Origin of the sequence: Exiguobacterium sp. Leaf196, from assembly GCF_001423965.1 — a bacterium.
In the GTDB taxonomy this organism is placed as follows: domain Bacteria; phylum Bacillota; class Bacilli; order Exiguobacteriales; family Exiguobacteriaceae; genus Exiguobacterium_A.
The window spans coordinates 154,238-171,944 of sequence record NZ_LMPV01000008.1 but is presented as its reverse complement, the minus strand read 5'-3'; the positions used below and the strand labels follow the sequence as shown (position 1 = coordinate 171,944).

At 46.2% G+C, this 17,707-nt stretch carries 17 protein-coding genes; 9 read left to right on the top strand and 8 right to left on the bottom strand.

Translation table 11 applies throughout. The features are described from left to right. The first annotated feature begins 4 nt into the window (after positions 1 to 4). On the top strand, positions 5 to 1,792 hold the full coding sequence (locus tag ASG02_RS11625; protein ID WP_056063607.1) for a GGDEF domain-containing protein: 1,788 nt from the start codon (positions 5 to 7) through the stop codon (positions 1,790 to 1,792). A gap of 54 nt (positions 1,793 to 1,846) precedes the next feature. Here ASG02_RS11625 and ASG02_RS11620 read toward each other — a convergent pair whose 3' ends face one another. The 3 genes from ASG02_RS11620 to ASG02_RS11610 are packed head-to-tail and all read right to left on the bottom strand — an operon-like array spanning position 1,847 to position 4,117. Beyond that, positions 1,847 to 2,491 carry a hypothetical protein gene (locus tag ASG02_RS11620; protein ID WP_035412639.1) on the bottom strand — a complete coding sequence of 215 codons (645 nt, stop codon included), beginning with the start codon at positions 2,489 to 2,491 and terminating at the stop codon, positions 1,847 to 1,849. Then, on the bottom strand, positions 2,488 to 3,660 hold the full coding sequence (locus ASG02_RS11615) for a DEAD/DEAH box helicase (RefSeq protein ID WP_035412637.1): 1,173 nt from the start codon (positions 3,658 to 3,660) through the stop codon (positions 2,488 to 2,490). Before ASG02_RS11615 ends, ASG02_RS11620 begins: the two co-directional genes overlap by 4 nt. A 28-nt stretch (positions 3,661 to 3,688) precedes the next feature. Next, positions 3,689 to 4,117, bottom strand: coding sequence for a hypothetical protein (locus ASG02_RS11610; RefSeq protein ID WP_056063604.1), 429 nt, complete (start codon positions 4,115 to 4,117; stop codon positions 3,689 to 3,691). Between the two features lie 339 nt (positions 4,118 to 4,456). Here ASG02_RS11610 and pflB point away from each other — a divergent pair, with 339 nt between their 5' ends. The 3 genes from pflB to abc-f all read left to right on the top strand — a co-directional run bounded on the left by pflB (position 4,457) and on the right by abc-f (position 9,435). Then, positions 4,457 to 6,706, top strand: a complete 2,250-nt coding sequence (gene pflB / locus ASG02_RS11605; RefSeq protein ID WP_056063601.1) for a formate C-acetyltransferase — start codon at positions 4,457 to 4,459, stop codon at positions 6,704 to 6,706. A gap of 34 nt (positions 6,707 to 6,740) precedes the next feature. Further along, positions 6,741 to 7,460 (top strand): pyruvate formate-lyase-activating protein, encoded by a 720-nt coding sequence (gene pflA, locus ASG02_RS11600; RefSeq protein ID WP_056063597.1) that lies wholly within the window; start codon positions 6,741 to 6,743, stop codon positions 7,458 to 7,460. A gap of 274 nt (positions 7,461 to 7,734) precedes the next feature. Further along, entirely contained in the window at positions 7,735 to 9,435 is a 1,701-nt protein-coding gene (abc-f, locus tag ASG02_RS11595; protein WP_056063594.1) for a ribosomal protection-like ABC-F family protein, read from the top strand. Between the two features lie 72 nt (positions 9,436 to 9,507). Here the strand turns inward: abc-f and rsgA are convergent, their stop codons facing one another. Beyond that, the gene (rsgA, locus tag ASG02_RS11590; protein WP_056063591.1) at positions 9,508 to 10,557 is read right to left on the bottom strand and encodes a ribosome small subunit-dependent GTPase A; all 1,050 of its coding nucleotides are present in this window, start codon (positions 10,555 to 10,557) and stop codon (positions 9,508 to 9,510) included. Positions 10,558 to 10,830: 273 nt separating this feature from the next. Here rsgA and ASG02_RS11585 point away from each other — a divergent pair, with 273 nt between their 5' ends. From ASG02_RS11585 to ASG02_RS11565, 5 genes are read left to right on the top strand one after another with little or no spacing between them, the layout of a single operon-like run. Beyond that, entirely contained in the window at positions 10,831 to 11,208 is a 378-nt protein-coding gene (locus ASG02_RS11585) for a hypothetical protein (protein ID WP_023467260.1), read from the top strand. A 50-nt stretch (positions 11,209 to 11,258) separates the two neighbouring features. Continuing rightward, a complete protein-coding gene (locus ASG02_RS11580; protein ID WP_023467259.1) occupies positions 11,259 to 11,876 on the top strand; it encodes a hypothetical protein in 618 nt (205 codons plus the stop codon). Positions 11,877 to 11,935: 59 nt separating this feature from the next. Then, positions 11,936 to 12,655 (top strand): cell wall-active antibiotics response protein LiaF, encoded by a 720-nt coding sequence (gene liaF / locus ASG02_RS11575; RefSeq protein ID WP_029340864.1) that lies wholly within the window; start codon positions 11,936 to 11,938, stop codon positions 12,653 to 12,655. After that, the gene (locus tag ASG02_RS11570; protein WP_056063588.1) at positions 12,652 to 13,677 is read left to right on the top strand and encodes a sensor histidine kinase; all 1,026 of its coding nucleotides are present in this window, start codon (positions 12,652 to 12,654) and stop codon (positions 13,675 to 13,677) included. Before liaF ends, ASG02_RS11570 begins: the two co-directional genes overlap by 4 nt. Further along, positions 13,674 to 14,303, top strand: coding sequence for a response regulator transcription factor (locus ASG02_RS11565; protein ID WP_056063585.1), 630 nt, complete (start codon positions 13,674 to 13,676; stop codon positions 14,301 to 14,303). The genes ASG02_RS11570 and ASG02_RS11565 overlap by 4 nt, the downstream gene beginning before the upstream one ends. A gap of 100 nt (positions 14,304 to 14,403) precedes the next feature. On the opposite strand, the gene ASG02_RS11560 is transcribed toward ASG02_RS11565, so the two are convergent. The 4 genes from ASG02_RS11560 to ASG02_RS11550 all read right to left on the bottom strand — a co-directional run bounded on the left by ASG02_RS11560 (position 14,404) and on the right by ASG02_RS11550 (position 17,633). Continuing rightward, positions 14,404 to 16,095, bottom strand: a complete 1,692-nt coding sequence (locus ASG02_RS11560) for a b(o/a)3-type cytochrome-c oxidase subunit 1 (RefSeq protein ID WP_056063582.1) — start codon at positions 16,093 to 16,095, stop codon at positions 14,404 to 14,406. 1 nt (position 16,096) lies between these two features. Continuing rightward, positions 16,097 to 16,567, bottom strand: a complete 471-nt coding sequence (locus tag ASG02_RS11555) for a cytochrome c oxidase subunit II (protein ID WP_035412613.1) — start codon at positions 16,565 to 16,567, stop codon at positions 16,097 to 16,099. Between the two features lie 12 nt (positions 16,568 to 16,579). Next, positions 16,580 to 16,693: a cytochrome C oxidase subunit II gene (locus tag ASG02_RS15615; protein ID WP_155960209.1), complete on the bottom strand. Its 114-nt coding sequence runs from the start codon at positions 16,691 to 16,693 to the stop codon at positions 16,580 to 16,582. Between the two features lie 232 nt (positions 16,694 to 16,925). Continuing rightward, complete coding sequence (locus ASG02_RS11550; protein WP_056063687.1) at positions 16,926 to 17,633, bottom strand: Crp/Fnr family transcriptional regulator; 708 nt, start codon at positions 17,631 to 17,633, stop codon at positions 16,926 to 16,928. Positions 17,634 to 17,707: the final 74 nt, after the last annotated feature.

Sequence of the window (17,707 nt, the reverse complement as noted above, 5' to 3'; positions counted from 1 at the left end):
TCCCGTGCTTAAATCAAACTACTTCATCCGTTGGTTCCCTGCCATGCTCGTAATCTCTTTTATTCTAATGATCCTTACTACATGGACTCCTTCCATCTCTAATGGGATTGTCGAACAGGTACTTCAGTATGTATCACTTGGGTTGATCGCTTACTTCATTCTTACGGCTTATCGTAAGGAACAAATATTAGTCGTACCCAGACGAAATTTCTGGCTGATTGCTTTAGGATCACTGGTTTTATCCTATATCGGTTCCATTTTTGAGACGTTACGTTTTGTCTATTCAGACTTTCCAATTCCATCTATTTATAGCCTGATTTTATTTTCAATATCCCATTACGTATTCTTATACGCGATTTTTTACCGAATCATCACAAAACGAACACTCGGACAACATGTACTTGCTTTCGTTGATGCCGCGATTATCGTCATTTTCATTGGACTTGTCGCATTCCATGTCCTCAATGAACTGACGAACCCTGGGCTTCAGACTGTTCCTTATGCCATCATCGTCATTACGAACACATCACTCGGTTTGTTCGTTTTTTTCTATTTTACGTTCATCCAAGAAACACATTGGGTATCACGGATGGCCTTATTTCTATTATTCTTATCCATTTTCATTCGTGGTATCTATGAAGTCTCTAGTGTCTACTTCCCTGATTTTTCAGCGAATTATCTGGTGTTCTTCCCGATATTGATTCGTTTGGCGCAAAGCGCAGCTATTCTATGGCATGTTGATCATATTGAAGAAGGAACTGCTCGAACGACGGTCATTCCCCGTTCGTGGCTTCCTTTACTGGCCATCCCTTTGTTCATCCACTACATGGTGGAACAAGAAGGTGGAAAACTCGACATCTTTATCATCTTATTCCTACTAATCGTTCGACAAATCTTGATTGCCCGTCAACATGGGTTGATTGTCGCACAATTACACGAACGAAATGAACAACTCGCTTCACGCATTGAACATCGAAAACAACAAATCCAAGATAGTGAACAACAGGTCATTCCACTCTTCCTCGGTCATCCTGATCCGATGATTCGACTCGATCAGTCCGGCACTGCGCTGTACGCGAATTTAGCTGCCCAACGTCTGTTTCATTTGCCAGATATGACGATTGAACATGTTCCTCGTACGATGCGTCATTTGTTAGAAATGCTCGAAACGAACGTTGATGAGTATGAGGATGAACAAAGTCGACGCTATGAAATCATTGATATTCCGATTCAAATTGCCGCTACCTCGATGGGACGATTCACGATTTTACATGATGTCACGGAAAGCAAAATTCGTCAAAAGAGAATCGAATACCATGCCTATCATGATGCTTTGACTAATATCGGAAACCGTCGTTCCTTAGAACGAGATTTCTCAAATCGACTCTCCGATAAGAATTATCTTGCCTTAGTCGATTTAGATGGATTTAAGCAAGTCAATGATACGTATGGTCACGAGGCAGGAGATTATGTATTAATTGAAGTTGCGAAGCGATTGAGCGAACATACAAGTTCTTCGGAATCCGTGTATCGCCTCGGTGGAGATGAATTCGCGATCCTTTTACAAGCCGATGATGAACTCTCCTTACGCCGAAAATGTAAATCCTTTTTACAATTTTTAAGACGTCCCTATGTCTACAAAGGACAATCTTTATTCGTTTCCGCAAGCATCGGAGTGACAGCGTGTCATGAGGCCGATCTTGAAACATGTTTAAAGCAAGCCGATCTTGCCATGTATCGCGTGAAACATCGGGATAAGAATGATGTCGCTTTATATCGAGCGGACCCATGAAAAAAACCTAGGACATATGACTTTTTGTAGTCAACGTGTCCTAGGTTTTTTGAGTTATTCTTCTGGTCTTGGTGCAATGTTACCTTCTTCGATATCGAGGAGCAAGTCGATTAATTCCGCACAAAACTCTGGATATTGACGAAGTAACGCGTCTTCTCCCACTTCATCCACGAAGTCCGTCAACAAAGCGAGGACTTCTGGTACTAATGCGCGCGCTACCTTCATGTAGGCAATCGCAAAGCGCCACTTCCCAGAAATATAGAGCAGTTTCCCAATCAACAGATCCCCCGGTTCGACTTCGATCTCAGCCAAATCCGTTTGATACGTCTGTTTCGACATTAAATCAACAACACCATCTGCATCGACTTGAAACAGCGAAGGCATCGGGTCAGCTAATCCACGCAAGGCGCGATAGAGACTAGGTGATAGCTCGTCTTTTATCTGCTCGAGAAAACGACCGTGCGGTGTTTTTCCTTGATCATCCGTTTCATAGAAGATCGCCCAGTCAACGAATAAGTCCCGGAACAATTCAGCATCTTTTAAATACCAACGTCCTTCTGTCGCAATCTCTTCAATGAAAGCGACCCAGTCCGTACTGCGTGCTGTTGCTGCTTCCTGATACATTTTCTTCAAGGCTGCATTCATTTCCGCTTCAGAAACCGTCGTCGGAAATGGAATTACTTTTCGATCGTTCTTCATTTCGATCGCCCTTTCCGGTGAGGAGTAGCCGGTCGCTTAATCGTCTGAGGAGCTGTGAATTCACGTTTCGGAATGACTTCTCCGCGGTAAATTTCCATTGGCTCCATCTCGACGCCCATTTGCTTTGCAAGTGTTTTTAAGTGTTTTAAATCTTGATCCGTGACAAGTGCAAGTACCATCCCGTTTGCGTTTCCGCGTCCCGTCCGACCTGAACGGTGTACGAAATCGTCAAGCGACTCCGGTAAATCGTAATGGACGACGTGTGTGACCGCTTCGATATCAAGCCCACGCGCCGCAAGACCTGTCGTGACGAGTAAAGGAAACTCTCCCTTTTTATAAGAACGCAAGGTCTCCATCCGCTCTCGTTTTCCTTTTTCAGCATCTAAAATCCGGTATTTCAGTGAGAATTTACTCAACTCGCCATTCAATGGTCCAAGGAATGAGCGATTGTTGATGAATGTCAGCACTTTTGATCCTTGCATGTTCGCCAGACGACGTAACAATTCCGGTTTCTGACGACGTGAAGTCTCCAAATAACCGAATGTCACTTGTGTGCTGACGGCACGCTCAACACGAATCGTCTCAGGATCATTCGCAAGCGTCCGTCCCCATTCTGCTGTCCGTTCCGGCAATGTCGCTGAGACAAATGCCAGTTGTCGATCGCGTAGCGCACTATTTGCGATTCGCGTCGCCGAGTCACTCATGCCACTTTCATAAATTTGATCCGCTTCATCTAAAACGATCAATTTCACCTTATGCATCTTCAGCTTCTTCGAATCAATCAACTCGACGAGACGTCCCGGTGTTCCGACGATGATTTGCGGCTTTTTCTTCAATCGTTCATATTGTCGCTTTAATTCAACACCACCAATGAATGCACCGGATTTGATACCACTTCCTTGAGCAAATAATTGAATGACTTGATGAATTTGCATGACGAGTTCCCGTGTTGGTGCCGTGATGACGACTTGCACGTGTGGCTCTTCCACTTCAATCTTTTCTAAAGCTGGAATGACATAAGCAAGCGTCTTCCCTGTTCCTGTCGGCGCTTCAGCTAGGACATCTTTTCCTTCGCGCAACAACGGAATCGCTTGTTCTTGAACAGGCATCAACTCTGTAAAGCGCGCCCGTTCCCATGCTTCCTGTAAAAATGGTTTTGTAAAGTTCATAACGATTTCTCCTACTCTCTTAATTCCATCATGCCGTTACGTATTCGACATGATCTCCTGATGCATCACGGTATCCCCGTAATGTCTGTGTATATTCATTTCCTGCGTCGAGCAATCGGATGTGGAACCGGACTTCTCCTTCACCAGCTTCTTCCTCTAAAATCTCGAAGCCTTGGATGACACGATCCTGTAATTCTGCAGCGAGTGCCGGATACACGGCAAGACTGGCATACGTCGCTTTTACGTCCACGGGACGGCGAACAAGCGCAATCCAGTACGATTCATCATAGCCGATAAAGTCTTCATAATCAAAATCATCTTCAAACCGAATCCAGAATCCATCACCTTCAAATTCTGTGATCATCCCAGTTCGCGTCGAACCTTCCGATCCGATTTTCAGTGAGACCCAGTCTCCCGACTGATAATCTCCTTGTTGTGTTAATGACACATACTCCATTTGGCACACCTCCACGTTCTATATTCCCTTTTTCATTGTCAACGATACGTCGTAAAAACACAAGATACCGTAACGTGACATTCCTCACAGTTTCAACTGTGCTAGTGGATCTTTTTCAAATCAGCTCATACAGTTTCGTGAAAATCTTGATTTACCAGGCTTCACCTGTTTTTTAATCTTCACTCTTTCATAAGTACAGAAATAAAGAAAGCCCGTCATATCAACGTTTGGTCACTTGTTAAAATATTCACATGAACGTAAAGGGAATCTCCTTCTCCTTTTGTTACACTATTCACATAAGGAACTGATCATTAGCTCAATTTTAAAGGAGTGGTATCCATGTTATTAGAAAAAACGAGTTCCTGGGCAAACTTTACGTCTGGCGAATGGATCAAGACAATCGATGTTGCAGATTTCATTCGACTCAATCGCACGGAATATACAGGAGATGATCACTTTTTAGTCGGTCCGACGCAAGCGACGGAACGGCTCTGGCAACAAATTCTACAGCTGACAAATGAAGAACGACAACGTGGTGGTGTGTATGCCGTCGATGCCAAGACACCATCAACGATTCTCTCGCATGATGCAGGGTATCTTGATCCCTCTCTTGAAAAAATCGTCGGCTTACAGACGGATGAACCGTTCAAACGTTCAATTCATCCGAACGGCGGGATTCGGATGGTGAATGATGCCTTAGCTGCGTATGGTTTTGAAGCAGACGAGACCGTCACGAAAACCTTCAGCGAGTACCGAAAGACACATAACCAGGGCGTTTTCGATGCCTATACCCCAGAGATGCGTGCCGCACGTAAAGCCGGTATCATCACAGGATTACCGGACGCCTATGGACGCGGACGGATCATCGGCGACTATCGTCGCGTCGCCTTGTACGGAACGGCACGCTTGATAGAAGAACGTAAGCAGGATTTAAAGGCACGTGGTGGATTCTTATCTGAATCAATGATTCGTGATCGCGAAGAGATGAATGAACAGTTGCGTGCATTAACGGAACTGACCGAGCTTGGAACTCGCTATGGTTTCGATCTCTCCCGCCCTGCAGAAACAGCACAAGAAGCATTCCAGTGGGTCTATCTTGCTTATCTTGCTGCGATCAAAGAACAAAATGGGGCAGCCATGTCACTTGGTCGCGTCTCGACGTTCCTCGATATTTATGTCGAACGTGATCTTGCGACTGGTCGCTTGACGGAAGAGACAGCACAAGAGCTCGTCGATCATTTTGTCATGAAACTTCGGATCGTCAAATTCTTACGGACACCAGACTACAACGATCTCTTCTCAGGTGATCCGACGTGGGTAACGGAATCAATCGGTGGAATGAGTGAAGATGGACGATCAAACGTCACGAAAAGTTCATTCCGCTTCTTACACACGCTCTCGACACTCGGTCCGGCACCGGAACCGAATCTAACCGTTCTCTGGTCTACTCAGCTTCCACGCGGATTCAAGGAATTTTGCGCGAAGATGTCGATCGTTTCAAGCTCGATTCAGTATGAGAACGATGATTTGATGTTACCGGTTTATGGAGATGATTACGGCATCGCTTGTTGTGTCTCCGCGATGCGGATCGGGAAACAGATGCAGTTCTTCGGTGCTCGAGCAAACCTGGCAAAAGCATTACTCTATACGATCAATGGCGGAATGGACGAGAAGCTCAAAATCCAAGTCGCCCCAGCTACACCATTGATGCTCGATGAAGTACTCGATTACGAGACGGTCATGGCGGCTTATGATCGTCAACTCGATTGGCTCGCGGAACTGTACGTCAACACACTGAATGTCATCCACTACATGCATGATAAGTACAGCTACGAACGGATTGAAATGGCTTTACATGATCCGGAAATCTTACGGACGATGGCATGCGGTATCGCTGGTTTATCAGTCGTCGCTGATAGTCTATCCGCCATCCGTTATGCGACAGTTCGTCCAATCCGAGATGCGGATGGGGTTGCAGTTGATTTCAAGATCGAAGGCGAGTTTCCAAAGTTCGGGAATAACGATGAACGGGTCGATCAGATGGCGGTTGATCTCGTGACGCTGTTCATGGAGAAAATCCGTAAACATCCAACGTATCGCAATGCGCTCCCGACACAGTCTGTCCTGACGATCACTTCAAACGTTGTCTACGGTAAAAAGACAGGAAATACACCCGACGGACGCCGTGCGGGTGAACCATTCGCACCGGGTGCTAACCCGATGCATGGACGTGATACCCGTGGTGCTGTCGCCGCCTTGACGTCTGTCGGAAAATTACCATATGAACATGCGCTCGATGGTATCTCCTACACGTTCTCGATCGTGCCAAAAGCACTTGGTAAGGATGAAGCCACACGTATTCGAAATACGGTCGGATTACTTGACGGATATATGGGCGGTACGACTTCAAAAGGACATCATTTGAATGTCAACGTCTTTGACCGTGAGACGTTACTTGATGCCATGGAGCATCCGGAACAATATCCGCAGTTAACGATTCGGGTATCCGGTTATGCCGTCAACTTCATTAAACTGACGCGTGAACAACAGATTGATGTCATCAATCGTACGTTCCACGGTTCTCTCTAAAATGATGTGTAGTATGTGAAAGGAAGTGAGCAGGATGACCTATGGTATGATCCATTCCGTTGAATCATGTGGAACAGTCGATGGTCCTGGCATTCGATTCATCGTCTTTACGCAAGGGTGTCCACTACGGTGTCAATACTGTCATAACGTGGATACATGGGAGTTCGGTTGCGGACGGCGTGTCTCAGCAGACGAAGTAGTAAAAGAAGCGATCAGCTATCGATCCTTTTTCGAAGCAACGGGTGGCGGAATCACCTTCTCTGGAGGTGAACCGCTCGCTCAGCCAGAATTCTTGGAGGCTGCTTTAACAGAGGCAAAACGCCATGGACTGCACACGGTCATCGATACCGCGGGATCCGTCGTCCCGAAAAACATCGACGCGATCCTCGATGCGACGGATCTGGTTCTGCTCGATATCAAGCATATCGACGATGCTGCTTGTCGCGTCTTGACTGGACGGAGTAACGCCAATACACTCGCCTTTGCAAAACGCCTAGCCGAGCGAAACATTCCCGTCTGGATTCGCCACGTCCTAGTTCCAGGTATCACGATGTCGGAACATTTCCTCCGTCAGACCGGCGAGTTCATCCGGACGCTCGGAAACGTCGAGCGCGTCGAGGTACTGCCGTATCATCAACTTGGAGTCTATAAGTGGGAAAACCTTGGTCTTGCTTATCCGTTAACTGATGTGCTTCCCCCTTCACGAGAAGAAACGGATGCTGCGCAAACCCTACTTGAATCGTACTTGTGTTAACGTTTCCAATTTGTTACAATGACATCATAGATTATGAACAGGAGGTACAACACCGAAATGAAGCAATCACTCGTACACGTCGCTTGATGAATGAAATCATCTCTTTCGCAATGCAGTTGCGGATGTCTGACGCTACGAGTCTACTCTTTTTCGGTGTGACCATCCTCTGGTCATCGCCTTCTTTGAGTTACACTCCGGCACACCATCCGCTCGCTTCGGATGGTGTGTTTTTCATTTCATCTTATCGGAAATGAACACTAAAGGAGCTGCTTTTATGCCTACTGAAACACTTACGATCCAACACCTATCAATGGATTACGACGAACGACGTCTTTTCTCGGACGTCTCCTTTCATATTCATACTGGCGAACACGTCGCTTTGATTGGTCCGAACGGCATCGGAAAAACGACATTGTTACACTTAATCACTGACCAACTTCAGCCGACTGACGGTTCGATCAAGCGTCATTTCAAAAAACTCGGTCTACTATCACAACACTTTGTGGCGGGCGATCACACCGTTCTTGATGTCGTCGAACGAGCGGATGAGGTTCGTTATCAACTTCGCGCTAATGCCATGAATGGTGACTTGACGATTTATCAACAAGCAATCGATCAGGACGCCTTCTCGCTGGAAGCAGATGCAGCACGCGTCTTAAAAGAAGTCAAATTAGAGGAAGCACTCTGGACACACAAAGCATCCAGTTTAAGCGGTGGTGAACAGACGCGCCTCCAACTTGCCTGTCTGCTTCTATCACGACCTGATTTCATCATTCTCGATGAACCGACGAATCATCTGGATCAAGAGACACTCGAGTGGCTCACGGAATGGGTCAACATGTCACGGACCTCGATTCTCTATGTCTCACACGAACGATTCTTCATCGACGCAACGGCTGATGCCGTCATTGAATTATCCGAATCAGGGGCAACGCGATACAGCGGAAACTATCAGTCCTATAAAGAACAAAAGGAACATCAAGCTCTGTCGCAACAACGAGCGTACGAAAAACAAGAACGCACCCGTAAAGAGCTGACACGCATAATTCAAGGATACCGGCAATGGCATCAAAAAGCCTCGAATCAAGCGAGTGAACGCGATCCGTATGCGAAAAAGAAGGCTGCTAAACATGCGACGAAGGTCAAGGCAAAAGAGCAGCAACTCGAGCGTCTACTCGAGGATCGTGTACAAAAACCACAAGTTGCACCGACTGTTCACGTCGCATTCGAACATGAAGCGATTCGTGCGAAACGACTGATTTCGTTCGAACGTGTCTCATTCATGCATGAGACGAAACCGATCCTAAACGACGTTTCGTTTACGGTAGAACGTGGTGACCGAATTGCTGTCATCGGACCGAATGGAAGCGGGAAAACGACCTTACTGCGTCTCATCGAGGGCGAATATGCTCCTCATCAAGGGAACGTAATCCGTCATCCTCGATTGAAGACCGGCTATTTTTCACAAGCCCTCTCCCACTTACCGACATCCGGTACGTTGTTAGAGGCGTTACTTGAGTACGGCACGATGAGTGAAACGGACGCCCGGACGTTGCTCGCCTGCTTTTTATTCCGTCGCGATGATGTTTACCGGTCGATTTCCGACGCCAGTATGGGTGAGAAATGTCGGATCGCTTTCTTACGTCTGTATTTTTCTGGTGCTCACTTGCTTATTCTCGATGAACCAACGAACTATTTGGACCTTGCGACTCGTGAACAAATCGAAGCCGCCCTCGATGTTTTCCCTGGTGAGCTCCTCTTCGTCTCTCACGATCGTTATTTTACCGATCGGCTGTCGAATCGGACGTTTGATTTAACGACTGGATTCAACGATCATCCGGTCGGAACGGCCACGGTACGAAACGCGCGCCGAAGTGACCCTGAAGCGATTCAATCCGATCTACATCGTCTTGATGCTTTGACGGGTAACGTGCCGTTCAATACAGAAACAAATGAATCACTTTCAAAAGAATAACGAGAAAAAAGCATCTGCATAGAAAAAGAGACTCCTTTTTCCGTTGCAGATGCTTTTCATATATCAATCGTATTATCGCTTTTGATACTTCACTTTCGTATGCGCTTGGGCCTGCTTGTGGATTTTTTTCCACTTTTCTTTCTCCGCCGCCTGCAACGCCACGTTTTGCTTGCGTTCCGCATAGGCGATTTCTCGTTTTAGCTTGACGAAGCTGTTCCAGCGCTCAGCAGTTAGTGTGCCATCTTCTAAAGCTATCCGAACGGCACATCCCGGTTCCTTATCATGTTCACAGTCTCGGAAACGACAGTTTTCAGCAAGCTCCTCAATATCGGAAAACGTCGACGATAAACCGTCACTGCCATCCCATAAGGCCAATTCTCGCATCCCCGGTGTATCAACAAGCAATAGACCGTTCGCCAGTCGTTTCAGTTCGCGATGTGTCGTCGTGTGACGTCCACGTTCATCGTCTTCCCGTACGCCACCCGTCTCCATTAACTGTTCTCCAGCTAAAGCATTGACGAGCGTCGACTTCCCAACGCCGGACGATCCGACTAACACGATCGTTTGCTTGACTTGTAACTGGGCACGTAGTTCCTCTAATCCGTCACCCGTCAAAGAATCAACGGCAAGGATTGGTGTTCCGAACGCAATCGCTTCGACAGCCTGTATTTCCGTTTCAATCGACGGCATCAAACTTTTTTTCGTCAGGACGATGATTGGTATCACCCCTGCATCCCAAGCAACCGTTAAATAACGTTCCAGTCGACGGACGTTGAAGTCATGTCCAAAAGCCATGACGAGCAAGGCAACGTCGACATTCGCGCAGATAATTTGTTCCTCGGTCTCCGTCCCTGCCGCTTTTCGGGAAAATTGAGACGACCGTGGCAAGACCCGTTCGATTCGTCCTTTGCCTGGCTCTCGCTCTGTTTGAATGATCCAGTCTCCAACCGCTGGCAATTCAGCTTTCGTTCCTGATTGAAAACGCAGCTTACCAGACAGTTCGCTAAGTGATTCTCCTGTGTCCGTCATGACACGATAATGCGTTTGGTAGACGGCCGTGATTCGTCCCAGTTGTTCTGTTCCTGTCGTTTCGTAGACAGGTGGTGTACCCCATTCGTTCAAATGGTTTCCTCCTCTGATTTAAGGGAGGGAAACCCCTCCCTGGTTTTCGACACATGTTACTTTTTTAGCGTTGATTGTTGCACTCATCAACATCACTCCTCTCGATTCGATTCCTTTATAGAATATCATATCAATCAATGTTTCTGGTAGCGCTTCCCTCAAAGTCAGACCTTCTCTCCGCCTTAAGCCCGAGAGCAAATACGGTCCAAAGAGCGTCGTACGAACAGAAGGACTTCCGTATTATAAAGGTATCAACACAAGGGAGGCTTCCTCATGAAGCAATCGAAAGGAAAACAATTGGTGATGATTCTTGCCGGACTCGCATTACTCGCCGTTGTCATCGGAACATTACCACATATGATCGGACTTGGTTTAGGGGCATTACTTGCGTTCTATTCGATCAGTAAGTTCATGCAATCGAACAAATGGCCAGCGAAACTCGGTTTCGGATTTCTAGCAGCCATCGGAATCGGACTTGCCCTCTCAAACATCTGGGCAGTCATCGGAATCGCAGCAGCCATCGCATTGTACGTCGGTTACATGCGTATGAAACTACAGCGTGTCAATGTTCAAGATCTCTTTAACCGCCGCCGTACGTCAACAACACATTTTGAAGCTGACTGGAAAGACTTAGACGAAAAACGATTCTAAATTTAAAGATAATACCCATACTGTTTACCACTTTCAAGGAGGAATTTTTCATGAAAAACGTGTTTGATCAACTCAATGATTTTGCGACACAAATGATGACAGAAGTCAAAAAAGCCGCTGAACAGGGCGAAGTACCTGCTAAAAAGCTCGTTCGTCATATTCGATCTACAGAAGCTGATTTAAAAGAGATTGATCGACTACTTGAGCGTCAACGGACATTATTGCTGGAACTGACTCAAAAGCAGGAAGAAGCGAAGGATTTAGCCGATAAACGCTTCAAACAAGTTGAAATCGCAAATGAAGCCGGTGAACAGCAACTCGCCGAACGTGCTGCCATCGAATCGAAACATTACGGAGAGCAATACCGGTTCTTCGAAGAACTCGTCGCTGAAACGAAACGTGAGTTAAATGAGCTTGAACGTGAAGCCCTCGAATTGAAGTTGAAGCTCGAAGACCTACAGAACAAACGGTACGAATGGATGATGCGCGAAAACGTTTCGAACTTAAAAAACAAGATGAACCAGGTGCTAGATCGCGAACCAAATGCTACTATAAAAGAAGAAGCACATCCGTTCACGGCGGAAGAACCTGAAGCAAAACAACCAGCCGTTGATGAAGATGATATCGATGCGCGTATCGCTGAACTCGAACGCCGCATTCACCAATAAGCAGTTCATGACGAAGGAGGCGTATGCCTCCCTTTGTCATGTTAGAAAGGAGATTGATCGTGCGACGATTAAGTACGAAACAACTGGTCGGTTACGTATCGATCCTGTTCGCCCTTGGTCTATTCTATGACCTATTATCCGGTGCAGGAAATGTATTGTTCGGTGTCTTATTCCCTTTCCTGCTGTATTACGTCGGGATTCATTTCCGGCGGCGCAATCATGAAAAACTAGCGATCCTCTTTTATATCGTCGGTACGATCATTCTTGCTGGCGTCGTCCTCAGTTCGGCTGCCATCGGTTTTGTCATTGCCGGAATTTTGCTCTATCTTGGGATCATTCTTGTGACACGGCATTCTGTCCGTGAATTTTTGTTTTCACGGATTGCCCCCCATCAATATGAAGAGGAAGGCATCAAGATTCAACCAGCTTACTCCTTCTCGACCCAGGCCGATGCACCGTATGTCTTACAGGACTTAAGTGAACAGTTCATCGTCAAGGATTTAGAAATCGATTTGACGCATGCCTATGTCCCGGAAGGTGAAACATTGATCGTCGTCAGTGGCGTCGTCGGGGACGTCCGGATTCTTTTACCGTCCGGTTATGATTATACGCTCGACACGTCGATCGGCTTCGGAAGCGTCAAGACGGACATCCGCCGTATTCCGACCTTCTTCAATCGACGCATTCAATTCCGAGCACCAGAATATGGTGAAGCGACGCGGAAGGTTCGTATTCATGTCATGCTCGGTATTGGCAACGTGGAGGTGTCTTCGATATGAAGCGTGATCAATTTCCGCTTGGTGTCATCGCTCTGCAAGTCATGACGGGCTTCTTGACAGCCGTCATGACGACGTTGTTATTCTTAAGTACACGCCAAGTCGATTGGCATGTTCTCTTCGTCCGTCAGCAAGACTTTCCTGTCCTTTTACTCGTCATCGGACTCTCATTACTACTGCCGCTTGCTATCGGTAGCATGCATTATTTTTTCTTGCGTCGTGACTTCAAGCGTGTCACGACTGCCATTATCGAACTGGAGCAAGGAAAAGATGTCACAATTGTTCCCGGTCCCTATTTTCATACGTTGACACGCCTGTCACGAATTGGAAAACGTATTGACGAGCAAGTCGAGACCGTTCAAAAGATCAGCACGCGTCCGCAGCACGTCGAACAGGTACGGATTCAAGCTGTCACCGAAGAACGCAAGCGACTCGCACGTGATTTACACGACTCCGTTTCACAACAACTTTATGCCATCTCGATGATGACAACAGCAGCCAAACAGACGATTTTGTCTCAACCTGAAGCTGCTGCCAAACAAATCGAAATGGTCGAGACGATGGCACAAACGGCACAGTCTGAAATGCGTTCGCTCTTACTTCAACTTCGCCCCGTCGAACTCGAAGGGATGACGTTACAACAAGGACTTTCTCAACTGCTCGAAGAATTATCTAGAAAGCAGTCCACACAATTGAGTTGGAAGTTAGAAGAGATGTCACTCCCACGACAAATCGAAAACGAGTTGTTCCGGATCGTTCAAGAAGGATTAACGAATGCCTTACGTCACGCGAAAGCGTCCCATATGGATATTGAGCTCCGAGAATTCAACGAAACAATTATCCTGAGCATGAATGATGATGGTGTTGGATTTGTTGTGGATGAAAAAAAACTTGCCTCTTATGGCATCAATTCGATGCGAGAACGAACGGCTGAGATGGGTGGAACGATTCGTCTCGTCAGTGTTCCTGGACAAGGAACCCAAATCGAAGTAAAACTTAGAAAAGATCGGATGGTGCAAGTATGATACGCGTATTATTAGTAGATGACCACGAGATGGTCCGGGCCGGTGTGTCTGCTTTCCTTTCCACACAACCAGACATCGAGGTCGTCGCTGAAGCTTCGGATGGTCAAGTGGGAGCCTTGCTAGCGCTCGAACACCGACCGGATGTTATCTTGATGGATTTAGTGATGGAGCCAGTTGATGGCGTCGAAGGAACCCGGTTGATCCGCAAAGACTGGCCGGAAGCAAAAATTCTCGTCGTGACGAGTTTTCTTGATGACGAGAAAGTCTATCCTGTCATTGAAGCGGGTGCGATGAGTTACGTTTTAAAGACAGCTAGCGCCTTTGACATCGCAGAAGCGATTCGCAAGACAGCAAACGGTCAATCCGTCATGGCAGCACAAGTGACCGGTAAAATGATGGAACGTCTTCGTCGTCCTACGACACACTTACATGATGATTTAACGGAACGTGAGCAGGAAGTTCTTCAATTGATGGCTCGTGGTATGGCGAACCAAGAGATTGCGGACGAATTATTCATTTCCTTAAAAACCGTCAAAACACATGTCTCGAACATCTTATCAAAACTAGATGTCGTAGACCGTACACAAGCTGTCGTCTATGCCTTCAAGCATAATCTCGTCAAATAAGATTTAGCCCTTCATTACTTATTCTTTTAAGCGCATGCCAAAAACCCCGAATCGTCTCTTAGTCAGAGACCGTTCGGGGTTTTGATGTTGTACGAAACGATTACCAAAGCTTCCATCCCGGAGCGCCTGGAGGGGCGTTTTCAATCATATGCCAAATCGGTACTGTGTACGCAAACGCAATCAAAGCGAACGTTACAAAAATCCATAGCTTCCAATTTTCAAAGAAGAGTGGCGTTGCCATCGCCTCTTCTTCCGTTTCAGCAATCGGAAATTCTTCCGTTCCTTTTGGTGTACGAAATGCAAGTTGGAACATCGCATACAAGAACAATAGAATCGAGATGAATAAAATCGTCCCACCAATTGCCATGGCGACATGATATGGAATCCAGTCAGCGACGATCGAATCTTTGAAGTAGGCGGCAGGACCCGTCCGTCGTGGATTACCGAGTAGACCTGAGATATGCATTGCTGTCGACATGAAGAGCATTCCGATCGTCCAGGCAACCGTTTGAATAAGCCCAAGACGATTCATTGCCGCTGTTAACGTTCGACCACGTAAGAGCGGGACAAGCCAGTAAGCCGTTCCAAAGAACGTCAATGCCACAGCGGCACCGACCGTGATATGAAAGTGTCCTGTGACCCATAACGTATTGTGAACGATGATGTTTAGTTGATGGGATGCGTTGATGACACCACCTGCACCTGCAGGAATGAAGAACAACATCCCGATGAACGGTGCAAGAAAACGTACATCGCGATACGGCATTTTTTTCACCCAACCAAATACCCCGGTCGCCCCTTTCCGACGACCCGCCAACTCAAAAGTCGCAAACATCGAGAAGGCTGTCATCAATGATGGAATGATGACGAGGAACGTTAAGACGACTTGGACATACTTCCAAAAAGCAGAAATCCCCGGCTCTAACAATTGATGGTGAAAACCAACCGGGAACGAAAAGAGGAGGAACAATAAAAATGACATACGTGCTAACGCGTCAGAAAAAACCTTTCCACCAACGATTTTCGGGATGACTGTATACCAGACGATGTAGGCAGGTAACAACCAGAAATAGACGAGTGGATGACCAAAGTACCAAAATAGCGTCCGGGATAGCTCGATTCCGACCTTATCCGTCCAACCAAGGGATAAGGGAAGGAGCTGAAAGAGAATCGTCGCTGCTACTCCGAGTGTCGCAACCACCCATAATAAGGCAGTCATAATACTCATGTATGCTTGAAGTGGTGGATGAACGCCAGGGTGTTCCCGTTTATAATCAGCATACATACGGAACATGGCACCAGAAGCAATCCACGTTCCGACGACGAAGATGACGAGTCCAATATAAAATACTGGATGTGCCTTGAGTGGTGCATAGAATGTATAGAGGACGGAAGCTTCTCCTGCAAGTACCATCCATGTGACGAGGATGACACCAAGGATCATGAACCAGAATCCAACCCACCCGAGACGTCGAGGAAAGTCTTCGAAACGTCCAAAGGATTGACCTAAAAATGAAAACAGTAATCCAAATATGAATAATGTCGTAAAGACGATCGCAAGCATTAACCCGTGGGCAGTGAGAAGCTCATAGTAGCCGACTCCAGCAATTTCTGGAATGACACCTGTCCGCACCATCGTTTGCAACAATCCACATAAACCACCAATCAATAAGGCAACGAGTGAAAAACTAACATGTGCGAAAGCGAGCTTCGCTTCCTTAATTCCGATGACGGTAGCAGGCAGACCACGCTCCATCTCGAACTGTCTTAATTTTTTTGAAATGGCATTCATCTTATTCCACCACCTTGATTTTGGTTGCCATCATATGATGACCCGATCCACAGTATTCATTACAGACGACCAAATACTCGCCAGCTTCCTTGAATGTATATTCAATGGAATTGATATGACCAGGAACGACCATCATATTGACATTCGTCTTGACAATTTCAAAGCCATGGACGACATCTTTTGATGTCACCAAAAAATCAACCGTTGCCCCTTTGGGAATGACCATATCTTTTGGTGTGAATTGGAACGCTTGTGCGACGATGATCGCTTCGTATCGGTCGTCATCGATTTTTTTTAGTCCTGGCTTGTCGAATGGTTTCGTTTGATCAACTTTCGTCGGATCAATCAATGTTGCATCGGATGGCGGTTGATTTCCGGATGCAAAAGCGGATACGCCTATGATGGTTAAAAAGACGCCAAGCATCACTGCTCCAAAAATCAGCCAGATTTTTTCTAGACGATGAATATGCATTGTGACTCCCCCTTACCGTGATAAGAATAATAGAAAGATTGAGCTCCACATCCCAATGATGATACCTGCTACGATCAGGACGGCAATAAATGTTCCTTTGAGGTTTGATTCTGATTTTTGGTCCATGGTGATTACTCCTCTCCTGCTTTGAACTTGTCTTTATTGTAAGAATTCAGCAAGTTCGGAAACTGTGATATATATCACTTCAAATGTGAAGAATCCGCACTTTTCTTTCTAAAAACACACAAAAAGTTCACATCTGAACAAGAGAAGGAGGCACGACTCATCTACAAAAAAAACAATCCATACATGAGACAGAAAATTCTGCTTCACGTTTGAATTGTTTGTACACTATCTATTAAATTCGACAAACACCTGCTGGGCATCCTTCACAATGACACAGATCACGCAGATATTGTGCATCATGAATGATGATTTCTTTTGGCGTCATCGAAATGACACCTTCTTTTTTCCACTGGGAGAACATCCGATTGACCGTTTCACGCGGTGCGCCAATCAATTGACCAAACTCCCCATCGGATGGACGTTTTGCAAGACGGTAGGTTTCTCCTACTTGTTCCCCTTCCATCGCGATGAGACGAAGTAACGTCGAAGCTAACGCACCCGGTTTTCCGAACAATAGCAAGTCGCGCAATTTAGTCTCCGTCTGTTTCCGCATCAATGCTTGCCACCGCATGATTTCAAGCGCAAAAGTACCATCCTTTCTCATGAGTTCCTCTAATTTTTCTTTTGAGAGGAAACCGATGATACTATCCTCCATCGTCTCGATACTGTATGAACTCGGAAAAGCTTCTCCTACATCAAATTCACCAAATAGATCCCCTTTGAAATATAAGAACATGAGTAATGGACTGCCTTTTTTCGTCAACTTCGATAGTTTGACGCCTCCTTGTTTCACATAAAACAACTTGTCGTTCATTTCCCCTTCCCAACAGACGATGGAATCCTTTTTGAACGTCGTTTCCGTCATGAAGCTCTCTAGTAACGTTCTTGTCTCAGGTGATAAGATGAATGTATTCGCTTCAGTCGTTCCACAAGTCAGCATATCCATTTCTCCTCTCCTTTTCTTCTGCTCTTAGTATAGAACATCACAGTTCAAAAGAATGGATTTTCAAAAGA